The organism is Chryseobacterium sp. (genome assembly GCF_008014695.1).
Lineage (GTDB): Bacteria > Bacteroidota > Bacteroidia > Flavobacteriales > Weeksellaceae > Kaistella.
Genome location: NZ_VOXE01000001.1, coordinates 200526 through 227459, shown reverse-complemented (window position 1 = coordinate 227459; position 26934 = coordinate 200526). Strand labels below are relative to the sequence as shown.

Genomic DNA, 26934 nt, shown 5'->3' with positions numbered 1-26934 from the left:
TTTTAGTGTTGCAGGGATCAAAACAGCAACCTCATTATCAATATGGTCGCTGTGTGCGTGGAAGATTCTATCCGATAAAACGAGCAGTTGATGATCTCTACAGACTTCATCCCGCTTTGGAAACCCAATATTAATCTAAAAAACTCCAAAATGAGAACAATCCTTGCCGCTACCGATTTTTCGAAACCATCCAAAAACGCAGCCTATTATGCGCTGAACCTGGCCATTGCCCTGGAAGCTGATCTTGAATTATGTCATGCCTATTCTGTACCATCAGAAAGTCCGCTGCTCGGACAGGTTTCCTGGGCGCTGTATGAGCAGCCCGACCTGGTGAACGAAAATACCAAAGCCCTTGAAAAACTTATACAAAATCTGGAAGAGAAAGAAAATGTTTTAACCGATGGTGCTACTTCCACATTCCACCCTTCGATATCCTATACCTGTGAAAAAGGCAATCCCGTGGAGGTTATTACTGCTGCCGCGGCAAAAACCGAAGCGCTGCTCATCGTGATGGCCATGACCGGAGCGGGTGCACTGGAGCGGTTTATTCTCGGAAGCAACAGTGTTACAATGATTGATGCTGCGAAACATCCGTTGCTTTTCATTCCGGCGGGTCACAGATACCATCAGCTTAAAAAAATTGCTTTTGCGACCGATCTGAATAAAAAAGACATTAAAACAGCCCAATGGCTTATTAAATTTGCCCATTATTTTAATGCTGAACTGCTCATCACTCACATCACTGATTTCAGTGACCTTATTGATGAGGATGCTTATGAGCAAAAAAAAGACCTTTTCCTTCAACCCCTTTTCCATAAAGTATCATACCGCTATATTGAAAGCGACAATATCGACACCGGATTGGATCTTTTGAAAAATAAGGATATTGATATGCTTGTGATGGGACATCATCATCGGAGTTTTTTCGAGCGTTTGACTCCAGGCAGCCACGCATCAAGGCAGGCGTTGCATCCGGATATTCCGCTGCTCATCATTCCCGAGGGAAGTCATGTTAACTTCTGATTCATTTACACTGCGAAATCTGGATTATTTTAAAAAACTGTTTCTGTAATTTTCCCTCTGTATAGATCTTTAAAAAATTCATATCTTTAGAGGTAAGTTTCATTAACAGTTTTCTATGGAAAGTGCCAAACTTTTACGTGCCATTATTGAAACCGCCATTGACGGCATTATTACGATTGACAGTACGGGTCATATCGAAAGCATGAACCCGTCTGCATTAAAAATATTCGGTTACCGGGAGCATGAACTTACGGGGAAAAACATTTCCATCTTAATGCCGGAACCGGACAAAAGCCGCCATGATGGTTACCTGCATCACTATCAAAAGACCAGAGAGAAAAAAATCATCGGACAGGGACGTGAAGTCAGAGGCCTGCGAAAAGACGGTACCCAGTTTCCATTCCGCCTTGCCGTAAGTGAAGTACAGTATGAAGACCGGGTCATCTACACGGGTTTTATTCACGATCTCAGCAAAGAAAAAGAAGCAGAGGAACAGCTCAAACAATATACTGCCGGTCTGGAAGAACTTGTAGAAAAGCGAACCATATCGCTACGGCACATGCTTGCAGAACTTGAGGAAGCGAAGGAAGAGGCTGGAGTTTCGCTGGAAAAAGAGCGCGAACTCAGCCGGATGAAAAGCCGTTTTGTATCAATGGCCTCCCATGAATTCCGCACCCCATTAAGCGCAATGCAGCTTTCCGCAGTACTGGTTGAAAAATATCTTGAAGTCTCCGATCCCGTGCAGATTTTAAAACATGTTCATAAAATAAGAAATGCCATCGGGGGCCTTAATTCGATTCTGAATGAATTTCTGTCGCTGGAAAAGCTTGAGGCCGGGGCGGTAGAACCCAATAATGAACCCTTTGATATTGTAAGATTTTCGGAAGAACTTACCGAGGATATGCAACTCATTACTAAAGAAAACCAGATTATTATTTACCAGCATAACGGCTCACAGAGCGAGGTAAAACTTGACCAAAACCTCCTAAGAAACTGTTTAACCAACCTCATCAGTAACGCCATCAAATATTCCGGAGCCCACACCCTCATTGAATTTACAACAGAAATTACCGAGGAAGCCAGCATCTTCACTGTTAAAGACAACGGAATCGGAATTCCCGCAGCAGATCACAGCGGCCTTTTTCAGCCTTTTTTCCGGGCTCACAACACCGGCGACATCCCGGGTACAGGACTGGGGCTTAATATTGTGAGCCGTTATGTTGCCCTTATGAACGGAAGGGTGCATTTCGAGAGCATGCCTGGCGCAGGCACCCAGTTTATCTTAACTTTTAACAAAACAAGTGATGAACACCCAAATTCCCTTACCCCATGAAAAAAAAACGCATCCTTATTATTGAAGATCATGACGATATCCGCGAAAGCACTTCGGAAATCCTCGAACTTGCCGATTATGAGGTATTTCAGGCCTCCAATGGGAAGCAAGGCGCAGAACTTGCCATTAAACACCTTCCCGACCTTGTCCTGTGTGATATTATGATGCCCGGACTCGACGGTTATGGCGCACTTCATCTTTTAAGCAAAAGAGAAGACACGGCCCTGATTCCCTTTATTTTCATCACTGCCAAAACAGACCGTACCGATATGCGGAAAGGGATCGAGATGGGTGCAGATGACTACCTCACCAAACCCTTTGATGATACAGAGCTTCTGAACGCTATTGAGAGCCAGCTTAAAAAGAAAGAACGGCAAAAGAACCTGTATACTGCTGCCTTAAGTGAGTCAGGGGATTATCCCGACCTTAGCGGGGGGCTGGATGAATTGGAAAAAATCTTCGCTGAGGGAAAGATCAAAACGTACAGAAAAAAACAGGTAATTTATGATGAAGGTGATGCCGCAAATCATGCCTATCTGATTACTGAAGGCAAGATCAAGACGACAAAGATGACCGCTGACGGGAAAGAGTTTATGACAGGGATCTGCGGACCGGAAGAATATTTCGGAATCGCTTCGCTGCTTACGGGCAGTACCTATCAGGAAACTGCTGTGGTCATGGAAGATGCCAAAGTTTCTTCAGTACCCCGGGAAGCCATCAGCAACCTGTTAAAAAAATATCCCGATATTGCCACAAAATTTACTCAGATATTTGCGCACCATGTTATTGAGCACGAAGAACAGCTTCTCCAGCTTGCCTATTTTTCCGTAAGGAAAAGAATGGCAGAGGTGCTACTTAAACTGCACTCCAAACAAACGGGCGACTGTCTGGATATTTCCAGAGAAAATCTGGCCTCCATGGCAGGCATGGCCAGTGAAACCGTCAGCCGAATCCTCAGCGACTTTAAAGAGGAAGGCTTAATAGACCGCTCTGCTGGTACAATTACCCTCCTCGACGTACTCAGTCTTCAAAAACTGAAAAACTGATTGAATTTTTACCTTTCTTTTTTTAATTGTCTCTTTACCTGTCAGGCGGGATTGTTCTATATAGCCATTTTAGAATGATAAAAACTGTTTATGCGAAAGACTGTTCTCACCATTACCCTTAATCCTTCTGTAGACAAAAGCAGCAGCGTTGAAAATATTATTCCGGAGAAAAAACTGCGGTGCAGTACTCCTGTTTATGAGGCCGGTGGTGGTGGCATCAATGTTTCCAGAGGTTTAAAAAGACTGGGAATTCCGTCCGAGGCTTTGTTCACCTGCGGCGGCAAGGCTGGCACCCTGCTCGAATCTCTGGTGGATGCCGAGGGACCCGTAACCGTTCCCATTTCTGTGCATGCAGAAACCCGGGAAAACTTTACCGTTACGGATACTTCAAATAACAGACAATACCGGTTTGTTTTTCCCGGAGAAACACTAGCTGAAGAAGAACAAAAGCACCTCTTGAATCTTCTCCATGCAAAGACTCCTTTTCCCGATTTTGCGGTGATCAGCGGAAGTCTGCCGCCGGGAACCGACCCCGATTTCGTAAGGCAAATTATCCGTATCTGCAGCTCTAAAGGCAGTACGCTTATCGCAGATACATCGGGTAACGCGCTTCAGGCTGCATTGGAAGAAGGAATATTCCTCGTTAAGCCCAATATCGGTGAGCTTGCCACTTTAGCCGGAAAAGACCATTTGGAAGCCCCCGATATTGACCGGGCAGCGCAACAGCTGATTTCAGAAGGCAAAGCTGAACTAGTTGTGGTATCACTGGGTTCAAAAGGGGCCGTTTTATTTTCAAAGGATGAAAAGATACAGCTTGAAGCCCCTCCTGTACAGGTTCGAAGTACGGTTGGAGCCGGCGACAGCATGGTTGCCGGAATGGTTTCGGTTCTGATGCGTGGCGGAAACTCCGAAGAAATTCTGCTAAAGGGAATTGCATGCGGAACTGCCACTACCATGGTAAAGGGAACCGGACTTTTTACGAAGAAAAATGCAGAACATCTGTTTGCGCTCATGCAGCAGGCTCGTCAGGAGCCCCAGTAAATACAAAGATCCCTGCCTGTGATTTAGTTCGGTAACAAAAGCTAATCATCATCACTTTTTATCATGATTTCCTGCATACCTCTTCTCCATTTGGTGTCATACCTTTGCAGCAGTAACAGGTATTATGAAAGTCATCGCGTACAGGATCAGCCAGGAAGCTAAGGAATTTCTTGCTCTCGCCAACCGTAAGAAACACCAAATTACCATTATGGCGTCGCCTTTAAATGAAGACACGGTACGTTTTGCGGAGGGAAAAGATACCGTTATTCTCATGGACCAGCACGATCCTATTTCCAGCAACCTGCTCGGAAAACTTGCAGCTGCAGGAATTCTTTATATCATTCTGCCCTCGAAAGAACCTGTGGAAACAGACTTTGCGCGCTTTACGGCATTCGGGCTCAAAAATATTGCTGTGCACCGCGCAGAATCCAAATCTGCGGCTTTGCGGATTATCGAAATACTGGATGCGGCCGGTACTGATGACGGAGATCATCCGCTTCCTTAACCAAAGTCATGTCTTCAGATTGCTGCCTTCTGTACCTTTGAACCCACAACCAAAAAATAGTTTTATTATGAAAACCTTAGAAAAAATCAGCACGTTTCCAAGCTTCAAAAACTTGATTGAAGATTTCTGGAACACCGACGGATTTCCGAGTCCATTATTTCAGGGTAAACATCAATATCCTACTGTAAACATCATCGACAAAGATGACAGCTATGAACTCACTGTTTCGGCGCCGGGCTTTAAAAAAGATGATTTTAAAGTCAACATCGACAACGGACTTCTTACCATCAGTGCCGAAACCAGCAGCGAAAAAAAAGAAGAGAAGAAAAATTATCTCCGAAAAGAATTCAGCACCTCCTCTTTTACCCGCAGCTTCCGTTTGCCTGACAATATTAGGGATGAACAGATCAAGGCAAATTATCAGGACGGAATATTGAATATCGGCATGAACAAAGTACATTCGGAAAAAAGAGAAATCAAAGAAATTAAGATTGACTAGAATAATGAATTACGAAATTAAATAAAGAATGGTTCCGTATGTTCATTCAAAAAAAGAGGTTTCCACTGGGAAACCTCTTTTTCTTATTGCTATATGAATATTTATTAAGCCGGAATTGGGTTCATTTCCCGATCCCAGAAACGGTGCAGCATGATGGCTCCTGCAAATTCCTGAACCTCACCGTCAATGACGATTCCGTCTTCAGGAACAGCCAACTGAGGAATGGATTTCGTGAGCAATTCCACCCCGTTTTCATCCGCAGCAATCGGCTTACAGTGTTTGTACGCTTCGCTGATGAAATGAATGGCTCCTGAATGCTCGAGCAAGGTGTGTACGCCTTCTCCGCCCGGCACGTATACGGCATCGAAAATTACGGAAGCCGTCGTCAGCAGACTGTCGTCCACTGGATACTGTTCGCCGGATTTAGTCGTGACAAAGCCATGACGCGGCGCAATGATCTGAACAATCGCACCCAGTTCACAGAGTTCTTTTTTCATTCTTGTAAACGCTTCATCATTTACACCATCGGCAGTAAGGATCGCGATCCTTCTCGCCCTGATATTGTCGGGCAGTTTGTTTGCCATACTTACAGAAGGTGCCTCAGAAAGCGGAAGTTCCACTTTTACTGAATGATGTTCGGCCGGATCACCGTCTGCAGGAATACTTCCTGTAATCGGCTGAGGCAAACGCTCCGGAACAAGGCCCAAATGATCGCCTACTTTTTTCGCCAGCTCTTCATCCACCTCGAGCAACATATCCACCATTCTTTTGCGGATCGGAACGCGCTGTACTTTCCCGAGTTCAAATGAAAACGCATTCTGGATGTGGCGTTTTTCGTGTACGCTCATGCTGTTGTAGAACAGCGTAGGCTGACTGAAATGATCGAAGAAACTCTGGCTTCTCTTTCTGATCTTACTTGAATCAATGCGTTCCTCAAATGAGGTGAAACCGCCTTCTGTCATCATCGCCTGGAACGGACATCCCTGTGCCATGGAATTCGGGTGGTACGATACTTTTCCTTTCGGAATCTGCATCCTGTGAATACCGTCGCGCTGGTTATTGGTAACGTCAGGAATTGACCTGTTGATCGGAATTTCATGAAAATTCGGTCCGCCAAGTCTTGAAAGCTGGGTATCGGTATAGGAAAACAGTCTTCCCTGCAGGAGCGGATCGTTGGTGAAATCGATTCCGGGAACCACGTGTCCCGGGTGAAAGGCTACCTGCTCGGTTTCCGCAAAGAAGTTATCCGGATTCCTGTTCAAGGTCATTTTACCGATGATTTCTACCGGCACCATTTCCTCAGGAATCAGTTTTGTAGGATCCAGAAGGTCGAAAGGAAATTTGTGTTCATCTTCCTGCGGCACAATCTGCACGCCCAGTTCCCATTCAGGATAGAGGCCATTTTCAATTGAGTCCCACAAGTCGCGGCGATGATAATCCGTATCTTTCCCGGCCAAACGCTGTGCTTCGTCCCAGGCAAGACCCAGAACACCTTGAAGTGGTTTCCAGTGAAATTTCACAAAATGTGATTTTCCTTCGTCATTGATAAATCTGAAGGTATGAATTCCAAAACCTTCCATCGAACGCAACGTTCTCGGAATACCACGGTCGCTCATGAGCCACATGATGTTGTGCATGGCCTCGGGCATGAGGGAGATAAAATCCCAGAAGGTATCGTGTGCTGAAGCAGCCTGAGGAATTTCATTGTCCGGCTCCGGCTTCACTGCGTGAACCAGATCGGGGAATTTCATCGCATCCTGGATGAAAAAGACAGGGGTATTGTTCCCCACCAGATCGTAATTTCCCTCCTGAGTATAGAATTTCACGGCAAAACCACGGATGTCGCGCGGTAAATCGGTGGAACCGCGGCTTCCCTGTACCGTAGAAAAACGCACAAAAACCGGAGTCTTTACTGAAGTATCATTAAGAAATTTGGCTTTTGTGTATTTTCCCATCGGCTTGTAAAGCTGGAATTCTCCGTGTGCTCCTGAACCGCGGGCGTGGACGATTCTTTCAGGAATCCTTTCGTGATCGAAATGCGTCATTTTTTCGCGGAAGATAAAATCTTCTAGCAGCGAAGGTCCGCGTTCGCCCGCCTTCAGCGAGTTCTGATCGTCATTCACTTTAAGTCCCTGATTCGTGGTCATGAATTCACCATGACTGTCCCCTTTATATTTTCCAAGCTGTTCCTGCTTGGGATTGGCCCCGTTTTCAAAAGGTTCCTGTTCGTTTATTTTCATAATGTTTTTAAATTAATGTGGGTGGTTTTTATACGGCATTGATGTCTTTTGATTTGTGTTTGCCTGCAGCGGCCTGGGAATTCAGATTGGTATCGGCAATAATGGAAAGCAGACAGTCGGCTTTCTTTTCTTCACCCAATGTGCGGAGCAGCAGATCCAGGGCTAGTCTTTCATTCAACACTTTGGCATACGCTGCCAATGTTCCGTAAGAAGCAATCTCATAATGTTCCACTTTCTGGGAGCTTCCAATAATTGCCGCGTCGCGTACTGGCCCTGCAGGTGCATTGCCAACGGCCTCACTACCTTCTTCAAGGATTCCCTCAATCGCTTTACATTTTTTTCCTTCCGCTTTCATGCCCATTGATTCAAAAGCCTGTTCCAAACGCAAAACCTGCTGTTCGGTCTGGGCAATATGGTCTTTAATTGCTGTTTTCAGTTTCTGGTCCGTCGCCTTTTCATACATATCGGGCAGTGCTTTTACCAATGCATTTTCTGCATAGTAAATGTCTTTCAGCCCATCGGTAAACAGATCGCGCAATGTGACTGCACTTCCGTTTGTTGGCTTTTTTTCTGTGTTGTTTTTTTTCTTGTCCATGTTAGAATATTTAGTTTATGTGATGTGTTTAGAGGAGTTTTATGCCGAGTAAAAGAGAATTATTGAAAAATAACACGACAATTTTGTGGTATCAATATTTGAACCAAAGCAGGAATTGAAAAAGAAAATATTGAATGGATCGAGGTATGAGGCTTCGGGTCCGAAGTTTGAGGAATGGTAGGCAAAGAAAAAAGAATAAACAGTAAAAACTTTGTAGGTGCAGTTGAGGATTATGGGAATCTTATAGACAGAAGATTCAAGATTCAAGATTCAAGACAAAAAAAGTAAAATGGAGCGAAAAAAAAACCTACGTGAGCGAAAAGTTTTTGGCGGTTTTAAAATGTTTCACGCAGGATGTTTATCAAAAATATATTTTTTTACGGATACCATTTCCGTTTGAGCCAAAAGGCGACATTTACCAGAATGATGAGTGCAGGCACTTCCACCAAAGGACCGATGACGCCGGCAAAAGCCTGTCCTGAATTGATTCCGTAGACCCCAATCGCCACTGCGATGGCGAGTTCGAAATTATTACCGGCAGCAGTAAAGGACACCGCAGCATTTTTGGAATAATCGGCGCCGAGTTTTTTACCGAGAAAGAAACTCACCAGAAACATCAGTGCGAAATAGATGACCAAGGGTACAGCGATGCGCAGGACATCAAACGGGATCTGCACGATCATTTCGCCTTTCAGGCTGAACATGATGACGATTGTGAAAAGAAGGGCGATTAAGGTAATTGGGGAAACTTTCGGAATGAATACCTTATTATACCATTCTTCCCCTCTAGCCTTCAGGAGAAAATACCGTGTCAGAAAACCCAATACAAATGGAATTCCCAGATAAATGGCCACGCTTTCGGCGATCTGCGCAATCGTGATGTCCACTTCATTGCCAGAAATACCAAAAACCGGTGGCAAAACGGTGATAAAGAGATAAGCGTAAATACTGTAAAAAATTACCTGAAAAATACTGTTGATCGCCACCAGACCTGCCGCATATTCGCGGTTTCCTTCAGCGAGTTCGTTCCAGACCATGACCATTGCGATGCATCTTGCCAAACCGATGAGGATGAGTCCGATCATGTATTCCGGCTTGTCGTGCAGGAAAACAAGTGCGAGAACAAACATCAGCAGCGGCCCGATGACCCAGTTCAGAAGCAGTGAGGCCCCGAGTATTCTGGCATTTTTAAAAACCTCCGGCAATTCTTTGTACCGGACTTTTGTAAATGGCGGATACATCATCAGAATCAAACCAATCGCAAGCGGAATGTTGGTGGTCCCATAGGAAAATTTATTGATGATGTTTGAGGAATCCGGCCAGAAATAGCCGATGCCCACCCCGAGAAACATGGCCAGAAATATCCAGAGGGTCAGATTTTTATCGAGGAAGGAAAGCTTTTTTCTTTCGTGAGGAGCGCAGTTGTTTGCAGACATATTGGGGTCAGTACTTTTAATTGTTAATATTTGAACAGTTCCGGATCCTACTGTGCTCCATATTTTTTAATAACAGCCATCTGTCCGGCGTGGTAAGCGGTATGTGAAATGATTCTGCCGAAGGCTTCGGCTTTTGTTTTGACGCCAAATTCTTTGGTGGTGATCACGGTTTCCCAGTCGGCATCCGTCTGTTTTGCCACGATGCTGTAGAGTATTTCAAAAGATAATTTCACATAGTCTTTCAGTTCCTGCAGATCAGTCCATACTCCGGTGTCGCGACCGTCGATTACGGTTTTGGCGACTACTTTCACCTCCGGATTTCCGAAAACGTTTTTGGCAAACAGCAGTTCGACATCGCCCATATGCCGGATGAGGAAACCGACTGAATTGGGAGCAGGTAATAGTTTTTTCCTAAGATCTTCTGGAGTCAGATCCTCCAACTGTTTGGTGAATCTCGTTCTGGCTTCGATCCAGAGTTCCAGAAGTAATCCGGTTTTTGTTTTCATTATTTGTTTGAATTTAGCGAATCAAAGTTAAATAAGGTAAAGACCGCAATCGTTCCGCAACCAGCTATTAAGCTGCATTTCGAATTGATTTTAGGGCTTAAATGAGCACCTATCCTATTCCCCTATTTATCTTTTGGGCAAGTATTTATTCCAATAAGGGCATACAGCGGACAAAAGCTCAGTGCACCCGTTATTAAAAAAACACCTGCCAAAACCAACAGCACGATTCCCAAAGTTCCAGAGATCACATCATTATAAAACAAAACCGAAATGATCACTGCAATCAGTATTCTAACCGTCTGGTCGGTTCTACCCATGTTTTTTTTCATTGTCGTAAATTTTAGATTGTTTTCAAATTTTCATTGGTCTAATCCCTTATAAAATTACACCATCCGCCAGAAAAAAACAATAAAAATATCAACATGTGATTAATGTCATCAATTCAGTACCCGTGCCCAACTATCTTTTTACAGACTGCATGACAAAATGCATTTCAGCAGCGATTTCCAGGCTTCGCTCCAAATAGGTCCGGTCCATTTCAGGAGTTCCGTCGCTGGATTTGGGATCTTCAAATTTTATCGGGATGCGTTTTTCAGCTCCTGCGATGAAGGGACAGCCCGCATCTGCATTGGAGCAGGTCATGATGGCGGCAAAACCTGAGACCGGATTGAAGGCATCATCGTATTTTTTGGAAAAACAGATGACGGGATGTGCATCTTCCGCGTATTTCACCGCATAGACCGGGTTAGCGGGTTCCGAGAGCCTCTGAATCTCCAGTCCCTGTCCCTCCAATGTTTCTGCCACCTTCGGAAACATGGCCGTAGCCTCGGTTCCGCCCGAATAACAGAAGACATTTTTAATACTGAAATGCTCTGCCATTACCTGCGACCAAATCTGAGAGAGATGGCTTCTCCTGGAATTGTGCGTGCAGATAAAATTCAGGTTGATCCTTTCCCCGGCATGGTTTTTTTTCTGAATGAACTCAGCTAAGGGTATTAAAATTTCCTTTCTTTCCTCTGATACGGGCATTAGGGCAATGGCCTCAATGCTTTCTTTTAGTTTTGCAAACATACGATCCGGCTTTAAAATTTTTTAAGAAGATTGGGTTGATATTTTCAGCAACATCCGGAACCCGGAGCGCAGCTTTGGAGGTCTGACATTTTCATCTTTGGTTTCTCGAGCGGTACTCCACAGGCATCCGCGGCAAGGCAGGCGGTACTTTTTGAAGTGAGGACAAAAGCGGTTCCGTTAAACCCGAGTCCGAATTTACCGATCGTCGACCGCTGGTACTCCACTTCGATCTCTGCATCTTCAAGGCCCAGTCTGTCTTCGGACAGCGCAATTATTTTTCTCAGTTTTTCCGCTTCGAGACGGTGGTCGTTATCCGTAGAAAACCATAACTGGAAGTTAATGGCCTTTTCGTTGCGGATCACGCCGCCACAATCGATAAATTTCTTGTTGATCTGGCCTATTTCGGTCACATGGAAGTGTTCCGGAACCTGCTCCCCGTTTTCCAGGACAAAATGAAGTTCTGTAAGATCCGGGAGGATTTTTTTGATTTCTGAAAGTTTCATCTCTTCTGTTTTTAAGATTATTGATTAGCAGCAGCCGTTTTCCTGCTTCTCGATTTTATGGAAAATAAGGCCGATGAATGATTCGAATTTCTGCATGGTTTCTTTATTGATGCAGTATTTGATCGAAGTCCCCTCCACTGTTCCCTGAATGATTCCTGCATTTTTCAGTTCTTTTAAGTGTTGGGAAACGGTTGGTTGCGCCAGCGGAAGTACGTCGACAATGTCATTGCAGATGCACGTATCAATGGATAGCAGATAATCGATGATGGCAATCCGGGCGGGGTGTGCCATTGCTTTTAAGAGCACTGCCATTTCATTCTGTTCTGAAGTAAAATGCTCTGTTTTTGTAATTCCCATTATATATTATTGTATTGCAATATTACAATAAAGTTTTTAATTGGCAAAAGAAATTTTTGCTGGATGTAGGATGTAAAATGTTAGACAGAAGAATGGCGACCCCTCGACTTCGCAATGTGAGCGAGTGATGTTTGAGATTCGGGATTCGGGATTCGGGATTCGGGATTCGGGAAAAAGGGGTAAAGAATAACGGGCGTATCCGCGAAGTTGTTGGAGTTGAGGTGCTTCGTCGGCGCTCCGCCTTCTCGCAATGACGGCCACCGTGGAGGTATGGAGGCGTTGAGTCGTGAAATGTGACCTTAATTTTTCATGTAATACGTATAGACATTGTAAGGAAAGATTTTCGGGGCCACAAATCTGGCGATTAGGCTGCTCATCAGAACCGGAACTGCTAGGGCAAAACCGTTTGGGACAAGGTTACAGATCAGAAAAAGAGCCGTAAATGGGGCATAAATGGAAGCCGACAGCGTGGCCGCCGCGCCCGCCAAAGCGAAATTCACGAGATTCAAAGAAGTTCCGAACCATTCATTGCAGCACAGCGCCATTGTAATTCCAAGAAATGCACCGGCCACAATGCTGGGTGCGAACACTCCCCCGTCTCCGCCCGCTCCCAAAGTGAGTGCAGAAGCTAACGGTTTCAGAATAATCAGGAGGAAGAGAAATACAAAAGAATATGGATGTGCATTGGTCAGGATTTCAGTAAGCGAATGGTAGCTGTCGCCATATAAAAACGGAAAGAAATAGATGATTCCACCCACCAGCAATGCTCCGAGATTCACTTTGATGAATTCACTGGAAATTCCTGAAAAGAAATTTTTGATCCTGATGACCAGGACGGTAAAATAAACGGAAAGCAAGGCTCCCAAGAGGCTCAGAATGACGAAATATGGGAGTGCGGACCAGTTCCAGCCCCAGATTCTGAAATGAAGCAGCGGTTCACTTTTAAAATATTCCATAAACAGCCATGAAACCGCGGCAGAAACCGTACAGCTGATGAGCAGGGACCTGTTCCATTTTCTTGCGATAACCTCCATGGCGAAAAGCCACCCTGCAACGGGACTTCCAAAAAGTATTGCAACACCAGCCACAACGCCAGCACATATGAGTTCGAGTTTGTAGACATGGGCGGAAAAATTCCTTTCGTAGGCTGCGTTGCCGATCGTCGCGGTGGCGACCACGGTAGATACTTCGATGCCCGTTGATCCTCCGAAAATTACCGTCAGAAACCCATTGAAATAGTGTGACGGAATCTTGAAAAGCGGCAGGTGCTCTTTTCGCTGGTCCACGGTTTTATAGATTTCGGTAATTCCTTTGTTCCGGCGGTTCCTGAAGAGGTATTTTCTTAAAAAATAAATCGCTGTGATGCCTATGGTCGGGAAAAAAATAAAGAGTATGGAATTAGTCCGGCTCGCAAAGTTAAAAAGCTGTCCCTGAAAATGTTCGGTAAGGCTCTTGAGTGAAAAAGCCAGCAGTGCAGCACAGAGTGCTATGACCGCCGAAATGACCATGAGTCTCCAATAATGATGTCTCTGTATTTTCTTTCTCTGCATCAGAACTTTTTCGCAAAATTAAGGATATTTATTGAGGTGGAGGGTAAGTTGAGGCGTTCGAAGGAGGCTTGTTGCGGCATTTTTAGCCGATAAAGCAGTAAGATGTTAAAATCTTTAAAGCAGGGATAATTGTAATATAATTTAGATTTCGTCCTATAAAAGCTACAAATTTCCTACTCGGTATGACTTTCAATAATATAAGCAGAAATAAGTTTCAGTATTTTGCCTTTGGTAGGAGGAATACCAAAATGCGTGAACTATTCCAACCGGTTTTCGGATTTATCATACCGGACTTTTCCTATGCCATAGACTACGGTAAGGGCGTCGGGTCTCGTGATCTTTTTTCAAAAGTTTGCACTGGTCTTCCTCAAATACAATCCCATTGGCTCCGGCTATTTTATCATCAATACCGCTTCGTGATGGTCGTCGGTCCAGTACATACGTTTTTTTTTCTTTGTGGTAACTATTTCGACCGCTGTGTCCGTCTCCGGTTTCTCAATGATATAAATCCGGAGTTTTTGTACGGTGGAATCATTCTTTTCCGTAACGGGCACCGCTTGGTTCCATACTTCCAAGACAATATGCTCTCTGTCCTTTTCAAAATATCCTGACCTGTTTACGAAGAACCCCAACACCATTATAAGCGCCAAAAATGCAAAACTGTTCTTATTCTGGGTAAAGAATTCAGGAATATTGAATAAAGGCGAATTGGTGATATTGATTACTACTCCCGATACGTTATTTTCCGCTGTCTCATCTGAAACAGTGATCCTTACTGCGCCGTACTGCTGAACCTTTTCATCTTTAAAATTTTCGCAAAATGAACTGAAATTTTCGAATCCAATGTAACTGCTTAACTGATCGAGGGTGATTGCGTCAATATTATAATCTGTATTTTCATCGATGAGTTTCTTATGATACCGGGAAAAAGTTTTTTCTCCTTTCGCAAATTCAAATTTTTCCTGAAACAAAGCACTTAAATAAGCAGCAAGAGAAGATGTGCTTGTATTCGGGACTTCTTTTCTGGCTTTATCAAACACCATTTTTATGAGTGCTCTCTTTTTCTGCATATCAATTATTGTGAAAAATTAAAAAAGTGTGTCCAAACTAGACTAATTACTGACCAATTAAAAAAACGGGTTCCCTTAAACGGGTTTCTTTGCGATGTCTTTCCGCTGTCTCTTCACTGTCTCTAAAAAACGCTTCCTAATGGCGTTACTTTGACCCAGAAATCAAGGCGTACGAAATCTCAAAAAAAACAAAGTTACAAAACTGATTTCCAAAAACAGTACAACATGCATCTGAGTTCATCCGGTTTAGGGAAGCGGATTATCGCAGCTGTATGATGTACCCCTACTTCCCTTCAAGTTTATAAGAACTGCTTGTATTTTTCAGTCAGTTCATCTGTTCAGCACCTGTGTTCTGAACTGGAATGAGAACTGCTCAATTTTAAATTTTAAAAACATGTTAGAACTATTACTCATCCTTCTAGGATTAAACTTTAACAATACCCCCGCTACCTTAAATGATACTGGGAGTACTACCCCAGGAACTGAAATCACCAACCCGCCTGTAAATCAGAACCCAATTGATACAGGAGGAGAAACTCAACCCATCCCACCAAAAAGATAAATAATTTCATTAATTTAGGGGAATGAAAAAACATTCCCTGTTTTTACTTTTTCTTCTGTTTTTCTTGTCCTGCGGGAACAAAAAAGAACTGTCGGCTGCCGACAGTTCTTATGATAAAGGAGAATATTTATATTATCAGGGGAAATACAACGATTCCTTTACCTATTTTTATCAGGCTTACGAGGCATATATTGCCGCAAAGGATAATGCAAACGCAGCCAATTCATTGATTTTTCTGGCCATTATTCAGACGGAAAAAGGAGATTTCCTTGGAAGCAATGAAAATCTCAGAAAAGCCGCAAAACTTGCGGCTCGCGATCAAGCGATGCTCACGTCCATCTATAATCAGTTTGCCATCAACCACAATGCTCTCAAAAATAATAAGGAAGCCCTTTACTGCTATAATAAAGCTTTGCAGTTTAACCGTGATGATTATTCGGATTTAACCATCCAAAACAATATGGGAATTTCCTATCTAAAAATAGGAAAGTATTCTGACGCGAAACGGCTTTTCGAAGATGTTGCAACGGATCCGCTCATTCGGGACAGTATCGAATTCAGGAACAGGGTTTCCGATAATCTGGCCTATGCAAAATTTCTGGAAAACCCCCGCTATAGTGCTGACCTGCCAATGCATGCCATTTTACAGAGCAGAACCAAACGCGGTGATATTTACGGAATGACAGCGAGTTTTTCTCATCTTGCGGATTTTTATCGTAAAAAAGATCCGTCTCAGGCGCTACGCTTTGCCACCGCTATGTATGTAAATGCCAAAAAAACGGGAAGTGCAGATGACCAGCTTGATGCCTTGAGAAAAATGATCAATACTGATAACGGCCAAAACGTGAAGACGCTTTTTGAAGAATACCAAACTCTCAGTGACAGTGTACAGCAGGTTAAAAGCAATTCCCGGAATCAGTTTGCTTCTGTTATTTATGAAACTGAAAAAAACAAGGCCGACATTCTGGTCTCCCAAAATCAGATTTTAGTACAGCGAATATCTATTGTAAGCCTCATTGCCAGTCTATTTTTCGGACTTTTCTGGTACCTTAAGAAGCGAAAACAGGATGCTTATGAAAAGGAGCTGGAGGTTAAGAACACCCAGCTGAAATATTCCAAAAAAGTACATGATGTGATTGCAAACGGCCTGTACCATACGATGGTTGAAATACAGAATACCCCTGAACTCCGCAAAGAAAATATACTGAACAGTATTGAAAAGATGTATGAAGAATCCCGCGATATTGCACGGGACGATCTGGTAGGATTTGAGGACCAAGATTTTTCGCTCCGTTTACAGCAGATGCTCTCCTCCTATTCTTCAGATACCCAGAAAGTCCTGATCGTTGGTAATAATCCTGCCACATGGCAATACATTCCGGGCGATGTACAGACTGAGATTTATTATGTGATGCGGGAACTGATGGTGAATATGAAAAAACACAGCCAGGCGAAATTGGCTTCTATTATTATACAAAGAACAGCAAAACAACTGAATGTAAAATATACAGACAATGGAGTGGGAATGCCTGACTTATACCACAAAAAAAAATCAGGAATTCATAATGTGGAAAACCGTATTAAAATTATTGGGGGAACTATTAATTTTGAACCAAATCCAAAAGGCGGACTTATCATTCATTTCTCTATACCAATTTCTTAAAAATATGTTCAAAAAAATTATTACTGCCGAAGATCACGAAATTGAAAACTTAGGCCTCATTAATACACTTAGAGGATTGCAGATTCAGGATTATGAGTTTGTAAGTTATTGCGACGAAGCCTACAATAAAATCAAACAGGGAGTTGCAGAAAATAATCCCTACGAACTGCTGATTACTGATTTAGGATTTGTTGCAGACCACAGAAATCAGGTCATTAACACAGGCCAGGAACTTATCAGAGCGGTGCGTCTGCTTCAGCCCCACCTCAAAATCATCGTGTTTTCTATTGAAAAGAAACCGATGATTATTGATGATTTATTTAAAAATTTTGATGTGAACGGGTTTGTGAGCAAAGGAAGAAATGACGGCAAAGAACTGGCGACTGTTATTAAAAAGGTTTTTGCCGGCGAAACAGTGATTCCACAGGAAATTGTAAGTGCTATCCGAAATAATTCGCAGGCTGTTACAGATTATGATATCTACTTGCTGAAGCGTCTTTCCCAGGGATGGAGGCAAAAAGAAATTGAAATTGATTTCAAGGAAAAACAGATCAAACCCGACAGTCAGAGCGCCATCGAAAAACGGCTGAACGAACTAAGGGAAACCTTAGATGCCAAAAACAATATTGAAATGATTGTCATGTGCAAGGATCTCGGTATACTTTAAAACACAATTCACTATCCCTATTCCTTTCAAAGTTCTGAAGGATTTTTCCATAAAAAATATTTGCTTTACGGTTTTCCGTAAGGTGAAGAGAAAGAATACTTTTATTTTTGACGTATAAAAAGTTAGTAGATCACAGAATTAACTATTAAATACATCAAAAATGGCAACACAAAATGAAACTGTTTTTTATCATGACACGAATGTTACTGTAACACCCGTGCGGTATGTTACGCAATCCAATACGTATGCTGTGAGAAATATCTCTTCGGTTTACATTTTTGAAATTGACAAGAGCAGATTGAAGGCGGTACTTACCACACTTCTCGGTATCCCATTACTGTTTCTTGGAGATCTGTTTTTTGTTGGTATCATTATGATTCTCCTTGGGATTTGGTGGTTCATTTCCATAAAAAATGAATATGCCGTAAGAATAAGTACCAATGCAGGTGAATCCGACAGCATTGTTTCTGAAGACAAAATCTACATACAAAAGATTGCGAATGCTGTAAATGAAGCATTTATCCAGAGGTTAAGAAAAAAATCGTTATTGTAAAAACAATAACGATTTTTTTCTTTTATTCTGTGTAAAGCCAAGGACAATAGCGAGAGCATAAAGTTAACTGTAACATATCATGGTTGACAGAGCCAGTGTTGTTGCGGTTTGCATTGACCTCAGGTTAATAAATATTGCTGCGTTTTATTGTAAATGCCGCCAAACCATATGAGCATGCGTGGGAAATGATTACGAACTGAATGTGCAGTATTCAGAATCAATTTTTCAAAATTATAATAATTCCACCCAATATCATTAATATTACCAGCCCCCAAAAGCTCCGCTGTTCTGGTGGAAAATAAAGATCCTCTTCAGTCTCTTTCTCGTAGAACATTTGCTTCTTATATTGAAAGAATATCATTAGTGCCGCGCACAAGATTAAGAAAATTCCTTTAATAACCATACTATCTATTTGGCCGAGTGTCCAACTTCAATCCCGATTCTGCAACTATAAAAGATGCAACTTCTTTTCCTGTATTTTTATTACTCTAAATAAATCTTGCTGTTTGTGGAACCTGAACAAGATATATATTTAAATTGGCATTGGGTTACGAGTCATTCAGCGAATCGATACCTTGCTGTTGGAGCCGTTCCAAATGAGCTTTCATTATTGCCACTTGTTCTTTAGTATGACCTTCCCAGCCCGTGACCTCACCTACCACCATGAAGGGATGTGCGGAACGGTAAGACTTAGTGGGATTGCCCGGGAATTTTTTGTCTGTCAGATCCGGGTCGTCCTCTACCTCTCCGGTAGGTTCAACCAGATAGATTCTTTCCCTTCCCTCGCCCGCTGCCAGTTCGGCACCCCACACCGCAGCATCCAGCGTGGCGGTAAGAAAGATATACCGCGCATTTTTTCTACGACCATAGTTAGAGTTGAATCCGGGAGCGATCAGCTCGCCAATCATTAGGTCTGCTTTAGTGCCGTGAAAATAGGTCTGTGCAAACGGAGTCGGCTGCCCTTTAGGCTTGTCCTTATCGGTATTTTCTTCCATTAAATTTTTTATAGTGAAAGGTTCTGAATAATAACAGCGGTTGCGTATCACAGTTTACTTCCGGATCATTTTAGCCTGATAAGAAAACTCTCCTATCTGAACCGTTACAAAGTACAGCCCTTTCGGAGCATTGCCAAGATCTACAGATGCATTCTGCATATTGGCAAAATTACGCTCCATAATCCTGCTTCCTACGACATTGTACACCGTAATACTTCCTTTTGAACTCAACAGACTGCTGTCTGCTTTCAAATACACCATCCCGTCTGTTGGATTTGGGTACAGCATCAGATCTTTTTTGTTTGAGGCCAGTTCTGCGGTGGCCAGCGTACCGCCCGCCTGTCCGTAGAGGTAGAGGAATGCCTGATAGTACTGGTCGGCGATATTTTTGTCGTGGATAACGAGAATGTTTTCATCGTTTTTCGTTTCAGCTGAAGCACTCCAGTTGTGAGACCCCGTTAATAGCGTGGGATCTGAGGCTGCATTGAAATTATCGACGAGTATAAACTTGTGGTGCATCACTCCGGCACCGGCATACTGTACCATTTTGTTTGCACCAATAGATGTTTTAAGGGAAGGGATATCATTGCCTGAAGGGTTCTGGGTATCGAAGACCGCCTGAACGGTATTGACCCCTGAATTGTATCTGTTGACGATTGCATCACGCACATCGTCGCGGGTGATGAGCATGGTAGAAATTTCAATATCGGTATTGGCGGAATTGATAACATTGATGATCTGCGCATTGGCACCGTCGGAAGGGCTGAAATAACTGCCGACCGCTTTTCCGTTGATGACAAAGGTGTGCGGAGTATTGTTCAATTTATAGGGCCCAAATTTGGAGACAGTAGTATTCGGCAGCAGAACTGAAGAGCCCCACATTTCCTCGAACTCCGTTTTGTAGGCCTGGGCCAGTGCCTGATCCTGGATGGCGATTGCATTGTTCTTGTCAGGACCGTCGATCTGCGCTGCAGTCCAGTTTGTTGAACCTGTCCATACCCAAGGAACATTGGGATTCGAACTGTCGGCATCGAATACGACAAATTTATTGTGCATGATGCCATAGGAGGACGAAGTGGGGCTAGCCAATGTCGGGATTGCAGGATTCAGAAGCGGGATCATGACGCTGCCCGTGCTGCCGTCATACACCACACGCACCCTCACTCCCCTGCCGTAGGCGTTGTTGATGGCCCCGGCAATACCTGTTGTGCTGCTCGGTGAATAGCTGTTGTAAATGGCAATGTCCAGGGTACTTTGGCAGGCATTGATGTAGGTGATCAGCATATCATCCAACGTGCTTCCAAGATCCAGAGCGGGCTGGTATTGCGCTGCGGAAGTGATTACAGGATGATTAAAATATACATTCATCACTCCCGTGGAAAGTGACTGTGCCGCCAGCATGGACGAATTATATGTTTTATTTGCGCCGTCCTTCACAGCATACTCATATCTGATGAATTCCGCCGGCTCGGCGTCGGTGATGGTATAAGTGTACTTATTGGTACTGTCGATGGCGACCTGCTTTTCAGCCAGGGATTTAGCGTTGAACGCCCTAAAATCGACATTCCGGTCGAAGGTGAGGGCAATATTTCTATGATTGTAGGTTACCGTATATCCGTTTTCCCGGACAGTGGTCTGGGAGAAAACAGTTCCGGAAAACAGGGTGCAAAGCAGCAGAACGAAAGTTGATTTAGGATGCATAGGGATGTTTTGTGGCGCAAAGATAGCAGTAAGTTTGGAATGCATTGAAGTTTTAATAGAACTATATCGATAATACGCTGAAAATTACAAATACATGAGAATTTAACAGCAATATTACCCAATAAATATAAGGCTGAGTAATTCCATTCAGTCTTAATGTTGTATGTGAAATTATTTATTTATTTTGGTTTTATTTAATTTCCTCATATTCTACTTCATCAATAGTTTCCTTAGAATTTCCTGTAGGGACCGGACAGTTTCCTGTTGCACAACAACCGATGTTCAGCAACGGCATCAGCACGAAAACCACTCCAACCAAAACCAGAAACCAGTTTGACGATTTTAGAGCTTCCACCACCAGCAAAACGCCTATTGCCAGACGAAATACTCTAAAAAAGTTCCAGTTTTTATATATTTTCTGTATCATCTTAAATATTTTTCTAAGCTACGGGGTTTCTTTTTTCTTTCCATTCTTTCATTCCGCCAGAATAATTTTTGATGTTGGCAAAACCGTTCTTTCTGAGAACTGAATATGCGATTGACACTCTGTCGCCGCTCTGACAGTGAATAACGACCTGTTTATCCTTTGAAAATTTATCAAGATTTTCTGCGAGCGTTCCTACAAAAACATTTTCTGCCCCTTCAATGTGACCTTCTTCAAACTCAGTTTTACCCCTAACATCTACAATCTGCACCTCGTTACGGTTGAGATACTTTTTAAACTCATCCAGATTGATCACCTCAGCAGTCTGAAGTTCCAGTTCGGAAATATTAATATCATCGATATACCCCATCATATTGTCCATTCCGATCCGCATCAGTTTTCTGGTAAGATCTTCGATTTGTTCGTCGCCGGCAACAAGAATAAATGGCTCTGCGTAACTGATCATCCAGCCCATCCAGGTGGAGAACGAATTATTGCCCTGAATATTGATGCTTTTTGGAATAAAACCGGCTGCAAAATCATTTTTATCGCGTGTATCAATGATTTCAACCTCTTCAGCATACGCTTTTTGAAATTCTTCCTTCGACAGTTTTTTCTGTTTCAGAATTTCGGTCAATAAAGGCCGGTCTGTTTTGTTGAGTTTTTTCATCATTGCGAAATACTTTGGCGGTTCCGGCTGCCCTTCCAAAAGCTCATCTACAAAACCTTCTTCATCATTTTCATACTGAAAAGCCCAGTTTCTTATTTTTTCATAACCTACTGTTGAACTTGGTACTGCTCCCAAAGCCTTTCCGCAGGCCGAACCGGCACCGTGTCCCGGCCAAACCTGAATAAACTCAGGAAGCTTCCTGAAATCCTGAACCGACCGGTACATTTCTTTGGCTCCCTTTTCCTGAGTTCCGATGAGTCCGGCTGCTTTTTCCAATAAATCTGGGCGGCCAATATCTCCCACAAAAACAAAATCTCCGGTGAAGATCATGACCGGTTCATCGGTTGCAGGATGATCGGTCAATAGAAAGCTGATACTTTCGGGCGTGTGACCAGGTGTATGAAGAATTTCCAAGGTTAAATTTCCCACTTTTATTTGATCTCCGTTTTTCAGACCGGTATGCGGGAATTCGTATTGCCAGTCTTCACCGCCTTCATCAGACAGATACAGATCAGCACCTGTAACTGCTGCCAGTTCACGGGAACCGGACAGAAAATCTGCATGAATATGCGTTTCGGTAATATGCGTAATTGTGAGATTGTTTTCTTTTGCCACCTCAAGATAGGTATCAATATCTCTTTTGGCATCAATGACAATTGCCTCTCCTTTTGCCTGACAACCGATTAAATAACTGCTCTGTGCTAAACTTTTATCATAAATGTGCTGAAAAAACATAATTTCTACTTTTAATATTTATAAGTGCAAAGTTATCTTTTATATGACCCGTCGTCAGTGACCTCGATTACATAAGCAAAAATCAATGCTTAACCGCAAAAATCCTTATTACAGAAGCTTCTCCTTTATGGTAATCTCCTTCATTCAATGTAATGGTTTTAACCGCTGCTTCTTCTTTGAAATCAAAGTTTTCGAATCCCTTTTTAATTCTTCAAGACTGCAGCGCAAAGCCATTTTTAAAACCAAACCTCAAAGCCTAGCTTTATTGATATTTAATTGGAACAGTTGGTCGGACCGTCTTCTTTGACCCCGATTTTCCCCAGAATCAGATACATCAAACACCAATTGGTTAAAGCGTGTATCCATAGATTTACCCCGACAAAACCTGTAAGCCAGAACCAGTTTTGATTTACATAAAGCCCTAATAATAAACTGGCTAAAATAATGGTTCCCGCTACTGCGTGGACTGTTCTTGTTTGCATTTTTTTGATTTTAAATTGATTTTTCTAATGGTAAAGTCGCAATATGAATGTGCGAAAATGTTTCTTGTTTTGAATTGAAGTCTTCTACACTTTTATAGATTTCATCGGCAAATTCATCTTCCATAAAAACTGTAAAAAGTAAAGAATCAACTGACAGATGGTCCTTTGCAAACCAGTTTTCACGTTCATCTCCATTGTTTTTGCAGCCCTTTACCGACTGATAGGAAAATGATTTCACTCCCGAATGTTTAAGAATATTTTTCACTTCTTTTCCAAATTCTTCTACTGCGGTAATTAATAAGAGTTTCATATATAGATTTTTATTTTATTGAGATCACTGCGATCGTGACCTATTTATTGATGTTTACCAATCATGGCGATTTCTTAAATTTCAGGTGTATTCAACTCTCTATTTAAGCCATAGATTTCCAAAACCGGTGTGGTTTGTTTTTTACTCTTCAGAGATCTCCTCAACCTCCGTTTTACTTTCCCATTTCTTCCTTTCCGTTACATAATAAATCAGCGGAACTACAATCAGCGTCAGAACGGTTGAAACAATCGCCCCAAAAACCAACGAGATTGCCAAACCTTGAAAAATCGGATCGAAAAGAATAATCACCGCGCCAATAACCACCGCTCCTGTTGTTAATAGGATCGGCGTTGTGCGTACTGCTCCTGCTTCGATGATGGCCTGTTTGATGGGTACACCCTCATTCAGGCGGATTTCAATAAAATCAATGAGCAATACCGAATTCCGCACCATCACGCCTGCCAAAGCAATCATTCCGATGAAAGAAGTTGCCGTAAAAAAAGCGCCTAAAATCCAGTGTCCCAAAACTATTCCTATCAATGACAGCGGAATGGCGACCATCATGACCAGCGGGGTTTTAAAATTCTGAAACCAACCGACAATGAGCATATAAATAATAATGATCACTACTGCGAATGCAGCACCCAGATCTTTGAAGACTTCGAGAGTAATTTGCCATTCGCCATCCCATTTTACAGTATAATCAGACTCATTTTCAGGCTGATTCATGTACAGTTCGTTAAGTGAGTATCCCTGTGGAAGTTTTATTTTTTTGAGTTTTTCTTCCATTCCCAAAATGGCGTAAGCCGGACTTTCCAAACCACCTGCCATATCGGCAAGTACATACACCACGCGCTTCTGGTCTTTTCTGTAAATGGATTTTTCCAGCGTATCGCGTTCAACTTTCACCAGATCGCTTACCGGAATCATTCCCATTGGTCCCTTCACTTTCAGGTTGGTCACCTCCTGGATGGTTGATTTATCCCTATTATTGAGTTTCATCACAATATCAACCCCATCGTTTGATTTTTCATCATATAAATTTCCAATGGAATGTTCACCCATCAAATACGTCAGATTCCCCACGATCTGTTCTGGCGCAATACCGTTCAGCATTGCTTTTTCTTTATCCGGAACTAGTTTGAACTGCGTTTGAGGCGCTTCTACCATCCAGTCAATATCCACCACATCGTCGGTTTTGTGTAGAATTTCCTCTACCTGTTTGGCCACTTTTACCTGTCCTTCGTAATCAGGTCCATAAATTTCAGCAACAATGGTTGATAAAACGGGCGGTCCCGGCGGAACTTCCACAATTTTTACATTGGCTCTGTATTTTGCAGCAATTTTCTGAATTTCGGGACGAATTTTTTTTGCAATATCATGACTTTGCGCATCAGGATCTTCCTTGGGCAAAAGATTTACCTGAATATCGGCAGTATTGCTCGCTCCTCTCATATCGTAATGGCGGACCAATCCATTGAATGTAATGGGTGAAGAAGAACCTACATAATTTTGATAATTCACGACTTCCGGAACGGTTTTCAGATATTGCGCAATGTCCTGAGTGGCCGCTGCTGTTCGTTCTAAAGTAGTTCCTTCCGGCAAATCAATTACAAGTTGAATTTCATTTTTATTATCGAACGGAAGCATTTTTACTGCCACCCATTTCATAAAGAATGCCAAAACTGAAATCAATAAGAGTACACCGATAATTCCCATCATCGCCCATCTTTTTGATGTGCTGTCGAGTAAAGGCTGTTCTATTTTTTTATAAATTTTATAAATTCTGCCGGTTTCCAATCCCTGTTCTTCTTTATGTCCTTCGGTGTCTTTTACTTTCAATAAATGAAAACCTAAATATGGGGTTACCGTTAAAGCCACAAACAGCGAAAGCAACATCGCAATTGATGCTCCAATGGGCATTGGTGACATATAAGGGCCCATCATTCCGGAAACGAAAGCCATTGGTAAAATCGCCGCGATTACGGTGAATGTTGCTAAAATTGTTGGATTTCCGACTTCATTAATCGCATAAATTGCCGCCTGCCTGAACGGTAATTTCTTCATATGGAAATGCCGGTGCATATTTTCCGCGATAATAATGCTGTCGTCTACCACAATTCCCACTACAAAAACCAGAGCAAAAAGCGTGATTCGGTTCAGCGTGTAACCGAGCATATAATAACTGAAAAGCGTCAAAGCAAAAGTCAGCGGAACAGAGAAAAACACGACCAATCCGCCTCTCCATCCCATTGCCAGCATCACGAGGACTGTTACTGCCAGAATTGCAATTCCAAGGTGAAGCAATAATTCAGAAACTTTGTGGGAAGCGGTTTCGCCGTAGTTTCTGGTCACTTCTACATGAACATCATCAGGAATTAAATTTTTCTTCAGTTCATCTACTTTGGCAAGAATCTGTTCTGAAATTTTCATCGCGTCGGCCCCTTTTACTTTAGAAACCGACAGCGTTACCGCAGGATATTCCGACTTAAATTTTTTCCCGTTTTCGAGCGCATTTCCGTATCCGAAACTGACGTAATTCGCCGGAGAAGCTGCTCCGTCTTCTATTTCAGCAACCTGTTTGAGGTAAACCGGCATATTTTGTGAGGTTCCGACCACCAAATTTTCTACATCTTCTGCTGAATTTAAAAACTGCCCGGTTGTTAAAAGATATTCCTGATCGTTGGAAACAAAACTTCCGGACTGTGAACTTCCGTTATTGGCCTGAATCATCTGCATTACCGAAAGTGCATCCACATTCAGTTCTGCCATTTTATCTTTATCAACAATTACTTTCAGCTGTCGGTTTCGTCCGCCAATCACATTGGTAAGCGAAACATCTTTTATTTTTTTGATTTCCGAAGACAGTTCTTCCCCGATCTGGCGAAGCTGGTAATCGTTGTATTTTTCGCTCCAAAGGGTAAGTCCCAACATCGGAACATCATCTATGGAACGGGTTTTCACCATCGGTTCCGTTACATTTTTCGGAAAGATGTACTTGTTTTTCATCAGTTCATCATACAGTTTTACGTACGACCTTTCGGTATCTTCTCCTACATAAAACTGCACGATAATCATCGCTTTTCCGTTCAGTGCCATCGAGTGAATGTGTTCCACTCCTTTGATGTTGGAAATGATTTTTTCCAAAGGTTTTACCACGCGGTTTTCTACTTCTTTCGGGGAAGCTCCCGGATAACCCACCATTACATCGGCCATCGGCACAATGATTTGAGGCTCTTCTTCTCTTGGTATTAATGTGGAGCTGTACACCCCGATGATCATCAAAGCGACCATTAATAAAATCGTCAGTTTCGAATTGATGAAAAACTCGGCGATACGTCCTGCGAATCCTTTTTCCATAATATTTGGTTTTCGTGTTTAGAGGCTACGTGTTGTG

Annotated in this window: 26 protein-coding genes; 9 read left to right on the top strand and 17 right to left on the bottom strand. The window is 42.7% G+C overall.

Annotation, left to right across the window (positions count from 1 at the left end; translation table 11 throughout):
* Positions 1-150: 150 nt before the first annotated feature.
* From FUA25_RS01070 to FUA25_RS01045, 6 genes are all read left to right on the top strand, one after another.
* Positions 151-1023 (top strand): universal stress protein, encoded by an 873-nt coding sequence (locus FUA25_RS01070; RefSeq protein ID WP_147755050.1) that lies wholly within the window; start codon positions 151-153, stop codon positions 1021-1023.
* 115 nt (positions 1024-1138) lie between these two features.
* A complete protein-coding gene (locus FUA25_RS01065; RefSeq protein ID WP_147755049.1) occupies positions 1139-2356 on the top strand; it encodes a PAS domain-containing sensor histidine kinase in 1218 nt (405 codons plus the stop codon).
* Entirely contained in the window at positions 2353-3402 is a 1050-nt protein-coding gene (locus tag FUA25_RS01060) for a response regulator (protein ID WP_147755048.1), read from the top strand. Before FUA25_RS01065 ends, FUA25_RS01060 begins: the two co-directional genes overlap by 4 nt.
* Before the next feature lie 90 nt (positions 3403-3492).
* Positions 3493-4443 (top strand): 1-phosphofructokinase family hexose kinase, encoded by a 951-nt coding sequence (locus FUA25_RS01055; RefSeq protein WP_147755047.1) that lies wholly within the window; start codon positions 3493-3495, stop codon positions 4441-4443.
* A 124-nt stretch (positions 4444-4567) separates the two neighbouring features.
* Complete coding sequence (locus FUA25_RS01050; RefSeq protein WP_147755046.1) at positions 4568-4948, top strand: hypothetical protein; 381 nt, start codon at positions 4568-4570, stop codon at positions 4946-4948.
* A 67-nt stretch (positions 4949-5015) separates the two neighbouring features.
* A complete protein-coding gene (locus FUA25_RS01045) occupies positions 5016-5447 on the top strand; it encodes an Hsp20/alpha crystallin family protein (RefSeq protein WP_147755045.1) in 432 nt (143 codons plus the stop codon).
* Positions 5448-5551: 104 nt separating this feature from the next.
* On the opposite strand, the gene FUA25_RS01040 is transcribed toward FUA25_RS01045, so the two are convergent.
* From FUA25_RS01040 to FUA25_RS00995, 10 genes are all read right to left on the bottom strand, one after another.
* Positions 5552-7687, bottom strand: a complete 2136-nt coding sequence (locus FUA25_RS01040; RefSeq protein WP_147755044.1) for a catalase — start codon at positions 7685-7687, stop codon at positions 5552-5554.
* A 28-nt stretch (positions 7688-7715) separates the two neighbouring features.
* Positions 7716-8282, bottom strand: a complete 567-nt coding sequence (locus FUA25_RS01035) for a ferritin-like domain-containing protein (RefSeq protein WP_147755043.1) — start codon at positions 8280-8282, stop codon at positions 7716-7718.
* Between the two features lie 377 nt (positions 8283-8659).
* On the bottom strand, positions 8660-9718 hold the full coding sequence (gene arsB / locus FUA25_RS01030) for an ACR3 family arsenite efflux transporter (protein WP_147755042.1): 1059 nt from the start codon (positions 9716-9718) through the stop codon (positions 8660-8662).
* Between the two features lie 47 nt (positions 9719-9765).
* Positions 9766-10224, bottom strand: a complete 459-nt coding sequence (locus FUA25_RS01025) for a DinB family protein (RefSeq protein ID WP_147755041.1) — start codon at positions 10222-10224, stop codon at positions 9766-9768.
* Positions 10225-10346: 122 nt separating this feature from the next.
* The gene (locus FUA25_RS01020; RefSeq protein WP_147755040.1) at positions 10347-10553 is read right to left on the bottom strand and encodes a DUF2892 domain-containing protein; all 207 of its coding nucleotides are present in this window, start codon (positions 10551-10553) and stop codon (positions 10347-10349) included.
* Positions 10554-10683: 130 nt separating this feature from the next.
* The gene (locus FUA25_RS01015; RefSeq protein WP_147755039.1) at positions 10684-11295 is read right to left on the bottom strand and encodes a low molecular weight phosphatase family protein; all 612 of its coding nucleotides are present in this window, start codon (positions 11293-11295) and stop codon (positions 10684-10686) included.
* A 44-nt stretch (positions 11296-11339) separates the two neighbouring features.
* Positions 11340-11798: a DUF6428 family protein gene (locus tag FUA25_RS01010; RefSeq protein ID WP_147755038.1), complete on the bottom strand. Its 459-nt coding sequence runs from the start codon at positions 11796-11798 to the stop codon at positions 11340-11342.
* A 24-nt stretch (positions 11799-11822) separates the two neighbouring features.
* Positions 11823-12155: an ArsR/SmtB family transcription factor gene (locus FUA25_RS01005; protein ID WP_147755037.1), complete on the bottom strand. Its 333-nt coding sequence runs from the start codon at positions 12153-12155 to the stop codon at positions 11823-11825.
* 299 nt (positions 12156-12454) lie between these two features.
* Positions 12455-13705 (bottom strand): chloride channel protein, encoded by a 1251-nt coding sequence (locus FUA25_RS01000; RefSeq protein WP_147755036.1) that lies wholly within the window; start codon positions 13703-13705, stop codon positions 12455-12457.
* Between the two features lie 392 nt (positions 13706-14097).
* Entirely contained in the window at positions 14098-14775 is a 678-nt protein-coding gene (locus FUA25_RS00995) for a hypothetical protein (protein WP_147755035.1), read from the bottom strand.
* Between the two features lie 584 nt (positions 14776-15359).
* Between FUA25_RS00995 and FUA25_RS00990 the strand changes: the two genes are divergently transcribed.
* The 3 genes from FUA25_RS00990 (at position 15360) to FUA25_RS00980 (ending at position 18220) form a co-directional block, all read left to right on the top strand.
* Complete coding sequence (locus tag FUA25_RS00990) at positions 15360-17000, top strand: tetratricopeptide repeat-containing sensor histidine kinase (RefSeq protein WP_147755034.1); 1641 nt, start codon at positions 15360-15362, stop codon at positions 16998-17000.
* A gap of 4 nt (positions 17001-17004) precedes the next feature.
* Positions 17005-17667 (top strand): response regulator transcription factor, encoded by a 663-nt coding sequence (locus FUA25_RS00985; RefSeq protein ID WP_147755033.1) that lies wholly within the window; start codon positions 17005-17007, stop codon positions 17665-17667.
* Between the two features lie 160 nt (positions 17668-17827).
* Positions 17828-18220 (top strand): DUF6232 family protein, encoded by a 393-nt coding sequence (locus tag FUA25_RS00980; RefSeq protein ID WP_147755032.1) that lies wholly within the window; start codon positions 17828-17830, stop codon positions 18218-18220.
* 548 nt (positions 18221-18768) lie between these two features.
* Here FUA25_RS00980 and arr read toward each other — a convergent pair.
* The 7 genes from arr to FUA25_RS00945 form a co-directional block, all read right to left on the bottom strand.
* Positions 18769-19215, bottom strand: coding sequence for an NAD(+)--rifampin ADP-ribosyltransferase (gene arr / locus FUA25_RS00975; RefSeq protein ID WP_147755031.1), 447 nt, complete (start codon positions 19213-19215; stop codon positions 18769-18771).
* Between the two features lie 54 nt (positions 19216-19269).
* Entirely contained in the window at positions 19270-20961 is a 1692-nt protein-coding gene (locus FUA25_RS00970) for a phospholipase D-like domain-containing protein (protein ID WP_147755030.1), read from the bottom strand.
* Positions 20962-21106: 145 nt separating this feature from the next.
* On the bottom strand, positions 21107-21343 hold the full coding sequence (locus FUA25_RS00965) for a hypothetical protein (protein ID WP_147755029.1): 237 nt from the start codon (positions 21341-21343) through the stop codon (positions 21107-21109).
* Between the two features lie 13 nt (positions 21344-21356).
* Positions 21357-22745 (bottom strand): MBL fold metallo-hydrolase, encoded by a 1389-nt coding sequence (locus tag FUA25_RS00960; protein ID WP_147755028.1) that lies wholly within the window; start codon positions 22743-22745, stop codon positions 21357-21359.
* Positions 22746-23017: 272 nt separating this feature from the next.
* Entirely contained in the window at positions 23018-23227 is a 210-nt protein-coding gene (locus FUA25_RS00955) for a DUF2892 domain-containing protein (protein ID WP_147755027.1), read from the bottom strand.
* 10 nt (positions 23228-23237) lie between these two features.
* Positions 23238-23537 carry a hypothetical protein gene (locus tag FUA25_RS00950; RefSeq protein WP_147755026.1) on the bottom strand — a complete coding sequence of 100 codons (300 nt, stop codon included), beginning with the start codon at positions 23535-23537 and terminating at the stop codon, positions 23238-23240.
* 141 nt (positions 23538-23678) lie between these two features.
* The gene (locus tag FUA25_RS00945) at positions 23679-26897 is read right to left on the bottom strand and encodes an efflux RND transporter permease subunit (protein WP_147755025.1); all 3219 of its coding nucleotides are present in this window, start codon (positions 26895-26897) and stop codon (positions 23679-23681) included.
* Between the last annotated feature and the right edge of the window lie 37 nt (positions 26898-26934).